General features: G+C 62.5%; 1 protein-coding gene. It reads left to right on the top strand.

The features are described from left to right. Positions 1-651 (top strand): IS1595 family transposase (locus tag XarbCFBP7408_RS22075; protein ID WP_104564703.1); only part of this gene is annotated, 651 nt, incomplete at both ends.

Raw genomic sequence — 651 nt, 5'->3', positions numbered from 1 at the left:
GGCCTTGCACCTGTTGACCTCGACCAAGACCAACATGGCCGCGCTGGAACTGATGCGTCATCTGGGCATCAACTACAAGAGTGCTTGGCGGATGAAGCACAAGATCATGCAGGTCATGGCCGAGCGAGAAGCCACGCGTCGACTGTCCGGGTTCGTACAGATCGACGATGCCTACCTCGGCGGTGAGCGCAATGGTGGCAAGGCTGGGCGCGGATCGGAGAACAAGCAGCCGTTCCTGATTGCAGTGCAGACCGATGCCACTTTCACCGCGCCGAGCTTTGTGGTGATCGAGCCGGTGCGCAGCTTCGACAATGCCTCGCTCACGGACTGGACTGCGCGTCGCCTGGCACCCGAATGCGAGGTCTATACCGATGGGTTGGCCTGCTTCCGCCGCCTGGAAGAGGCCGGCCACGCGCACACCACGCTGGACACCGGTGGAGGGCGTGCTGCAACAGAAGCTGCTGGTGCCCGCTGGGTCAACGTGGTGCTGGGCAACCTCAAACGCGCCATCAGCGGCGTCTATCACGCCATCGCGCAAGGCAAATACGCAAGGCGGTATCTGGCCGAAGCGGCCTACCGATTCAATCGCAGATTCCGCCTGCCCGAAATGCTGCCACGACTCGCCACGGCGATGATGCGTTGCAAGCCCTG

Origin of the sequence: Xanthomonas arboricola pv. guizotiae, from assembly GCF_002940205.1 — a bacterium.
GTDB classification, from domain to species: Bacteria; Pseudomonadota; Gammaproteobacteria; order Xanthomonadales; family Xanthomonadaceae; genus Xanthomonas; species Xanthomonas arboricola_C.
The sequence above is the reverse complement of the archived record's forward strand: the minus strand, read 5'-3'. Positions and strand labels throughout refer to the sequence as shown.